The following is a 3,781-nucleotide window of genomic DNA, read 5'->3' as shown; positions in this document are numbered from 1 at the left end:
GAGACGGGTGTTTTTGTGCATGTTCATGTTTCAGTATTCTCCTGGAAATACTGTAAACAACGCTACTAGTTTCTACAAATGGTTTTACAAGCCGAATACGGCAATATCGCCCTTGCCTTGACGAATCAGCTCAGTACCATCGGTCATATCGATAACCGTCGTCGGCTCAGTACCGCACCAGCCGCCATCAATAACCAAATCGACAGCATGCTCAAGACGGTCTCGGATCTCGTATGGATCGGTCAATGGCTCGTCGTCTTCGGGCAGCATGAGGGTGCAACTTAAAATAGGTTCGCCCAATTCTTGCAAAAGTGCCAAGGCAGTGGCGTTATCAGGAACACGCAGGCCGATGGTTTTGCGCTTGGGATGAAGCGTGCGATTGGGTACTTCTTTGGTTGCCTGCAGGATAAAGGTGTAGCTGCCGGGCGTAGCTGCTTTGAGCTGGCGGAATTGGGCATTATCCACTTTGGCGTAAGTACCCAATTCGCTCAAATCAGCACACATCAGGGTCAGATGGTGTTTTTGATCGATTTTGCGAATCGTGAGAATACGCTCCATCGCGTTTTTGTCGCCGAGTTTGCAACCTAGCGCATAGCAGGAATCCGTAGGGTAAACGATAACGCCGCCACTGCGGACAATATCGGCGGCTTGCTTGATGAGGCGGTCTTGGGGATTATCGGGATGGATGGCGAAAAATTGTGCCATGTTTTTTCCTTATCATTCTAATGGTTTGTTGTTTGACATTTTAAAACTTATTTGGCCGTCTGAATATTGGATTTCCACCACAATGAATGGATTTAGCCTCAGCTACAACACAGCTGCACCTAGTGATACCTTATATATCATTTTGATTTACCGGCCGATATCGAAAGTCAATTTAATACGCTATATAATGCGTTATTTTGTTTGAAAGTCATCTCAATGTCTGCCTCTTCCCTACCTTCCCGCCGCTTGTCTGTCGCACCTATGCTCGATTGGACAGACAGACACTATCGCTTTATGGCGCGACAAATTACACGCAATGCTTGGCTTTATAGCGAAATGGTCAATTCAGGCGCGGTGGTTTACGGAGATAAAGACCGCTTCTTGAGTTTCAACGAAGGCGAGCAACCGGTAGCTTTACAGCTTGGCGGCTCAGATCCGCATGACTTGGCAATCGCTGCCAAAGCGGCTGAGGCGTATGGCTATAACGAAGTTAACCTAAATTGCGGCTGCCCCAGCCCACGCGTACAAAAAGGCGCTTTCGGCGCTTGCCTGATGAATGATGTAGATTTGGTGGCAGATTGTTTGAACGCGATGCAGGATGTAGTTGAAATTCCGGTAACAGTCAAACACCGCATCGGCGTAGATAGACAAACAGAATATCAAGTCGTGGCAGATTTTGTAGGCACGCTTCGTGAAAAAACAGCCTGCCGCACATTTATCGTCCATGCGCGTAATGCTTGGCTGGACGGTTTATCCCCGAAAGAAAACCGTGAAGTTCCGCCACTCAAATATGAATACGTCTACCGTTTGAAACAAGAGTTCCCCGACTTAGAAATTTTGATTAACGGCGGCATCACCACCAATGAAGAAATCGCCGAACATCTGAAATTTGTCGACGGCGTCATGATCGGGCGCGAGGCTTATCACAATCCAATGCTGATGCGCGATTGGGATGCACTGTTTTACAACAACACACACGCACCAATCCAATACGCAGATTTAGCAGCTTGGCTATACGCATACAGCCGCGAACAAATCGCCTCAGGGCGCGGTACCATCCTACGCCATATCGTCCGCCATGCACTAGGCTTAATGCACGGCCTAAAAAATGCCCGCACTTGGCGCCGTATGCTCTCAGATGCCACCTTGCTAAAAGACAACGACGGCAGCCTGATTCTAGACGCATGGAAAGAAGTAGAACGCGCAAATATTTGGGATTAATGGCATATAGTGTGAATAAATGAAAGGCCGTCTGAAACATCAAATGATGTTTCAGACGGCCTTTTACATTGCAACAGATTGCTAAAGATATATTCATTTCTCTTTAGCTACTATAACGATTAATTCATCGAATAAAACCAACACATAATCTAAGCATAAAAAAATGCGGCCTAAATTAGGCCGCATTTACTTTGCTTCGTCTTTTCAGACGGCCTTTTCAGGCCGTCTGAAAGTCAGATTACCATTGGTAACCAACTGCTACGGTAGCACCGAAGTGACCACGTGAGTTGCCGGAAGCAGTACCTTTGATGATCCAGTGACCACCATCGGAAATGCTAGAGAGGCCGACAGCGTAACCGGTTTCACCGCGGTAGTGACTGCCACCGATAGCCAGCATGCTCTTACCTGGCAAGTAAGCTTGTGGCAGACCGGCAGTAGCCAGAGCTTGAGCCACACCTGCGCGGGCGTTGTTGTCAACCTTGTTCACACTGCTGTTCACATCGCCGAATTTTTGGTTCAGCTGGTCAACGTTAACCGCATCGGTACCGTTCTTACCTGGAGCAACATTTTTAATAGTAGTGTTGCCGGCATCGATACCATCTTTGTTGATGGTTACAGGACCTGCCTTCAGTTCATTAGTAGTAACACTGTTAACGGTCAGATCAGGGTTCAAGCTGGCTTTCAGCGCATCGCCGTCTTTCTTAACGAAGATGTTTTGAACTTCTTTCTCTGAAGTCTTACCGGTTGCTTTGTCGAATACTTGAACTTTAGTACCCGCATCACCTTTAATCTGAATAGTGTTATTCAGTTTTTTGGAGATAGAGCCGTCAGTAGTACCAGTCTCGTCAACCAGACCGAAGGTGCCATCAGCATCTTTACCGTCTTTACCGTCTTTCACGGTTGCAGTAGTAGTAGAGATGACTTTACCGTCTTTATCGAAGTTGTTGATAGTAATGGTAGAAGTACCTTTAGCTTCATCACGCTCAACTTTACCTTCAGCAGACTTACCGTTTTCACCGGTATCACCTTTAGCACCAGTTGCACCAGTAGCACCAGTTGCGCCGGTATCACCTTTAGCACCAGTAGCACCAGTTGCGCCGGTATCACCTTTAGCACCAGTTGCGCCGGTTGCGCCAGTAGCGCCAGTAGCGCCAGTAGCACCAGTAGCGCCAGTAGCACCAGTAGCACCGGTTGCGCCAGTAGCGCCAGTAGCACCAGTTGCGCCGGTAGCACCAGTAGCACCGGTTGCGCCGGTAGCACCGGTATCGCCTTTAGCACCAGTTGCACCAGTTGCACCAGTTGCACCGGTATCGCCTTTAGCACCAGTTGCGCCGGTTACGCCGGTGTCACCTTTTTCACCTTTGTCGCCGGTTGCGCCGGTATCGCCTTTAGCACCGGTATCGCCTTTAGCACCGGTATCACCTTTAGCACCAGTTGCACCGGTTGCGCCAGTAGCGCCAGTAGCACCAGTTGCGCCGGTAGCACCGGTTGCGCCGGTAGCACCGGTATCGCCTTTAGCACCAGTTGCACCAGTAGCACCGGTAGCACCAGTTGCGCCGGTTGCGCCAGTAGCACCAGTAGCACCAGTTGCGCCAGTAGCGCCGGTATCACCTTTAGCACCAGTAGCACCAGTAGCACCAGTTGCGCCGGTTACGCCGGTGTCACCTTTTTCGCCGGTAGCACCAGTTGCGCCAGTAGCACCAGTTGCGCCAGTTGCGCCAGTAGCACCGGTTGCGCCAGTAGCACCAGTTGCGCCGGTATCACCTTTAGCACCAGTTGCACCAGTAGCACCAGTAGCACCAGTAGCACCAGTAGCACCAGTAGCACCAGTAGCACCAGTAGCACCAGTAGCACC

Annotated in this window: 3 protein-coding genes; 1 reads left to right on the top strand and 2 read right to left on the bottom strand. The window is 49.9% G+C overall.

The genetic code is table 11. The annotated features are described in order from the left end of the window. Positions 1–84: 84 nt before the first annotated feature. Positions 85–705 (bottom strand): L-threonylcarbamoyladenylate synthase, encoded by a 621-nt coding sequence (locus ACTHSP_RS18675; protein ID WP_003680049.1) that lies wholly within the window; start codon positions 703–705, stop codon positions 85–87. Between the two features lie 216 nt (positions 706–921). Here ACTHSP_RS18675 and dusA point away from each other — a divergent pair, with 216 nt between their 5' ends. Next, positions 922–1,926 (top strand): tRNA dihydrouridine(20/20a) synthase DusA, encoded by a 1,005-nt coding sequence (gene dusA, locus ACTHSP_RS18670; RefSeq protein ID WP_440346653.1) that lies wholly within the window; start codon positions 922–924, stop codon positions 1,924–1,926. A gap of 238 nt (positions 1,927–2,164) precedes the next feature. Here the strand turns inward: dusA and ACTHSP_RS18665 are convergent. Beyond that, positions 2,165–3,781 (bottom strand): YadA family autotransporter adhesin (locus ACTHSP_RS18665; RefSeq protein WP_440346652.1); only part of this gene is annotated, 1,617 nt, incomplete at its 5' end.

The sequence above is a fragment of the Neisseria sp. P0001.S005 genome (genome assembly GCF_051963715.1).
The sequence above is the reverse complement of the archived record's forward strand: the minus strand, read 5'-3'. Positions and strand labels throughout refer to the sequence as shown.

Excerpts from the sequence above, each read along its gene's own strand:
- dusA (WP_440346653.1), top strand. The coding sequence starts at position 922 with ATGTCTGCCTCTTCCCTACCTTCCCGCCGCTTGTCTGTCGCACCTATG.
- ACTHSP_RS18675 (WP_003680049.1), bottom strand. The coding sequence starts at position 705 with ATGGCACAATTTTTCGCCATCCATCCCGATAATCCCCAAGACCGCCTC.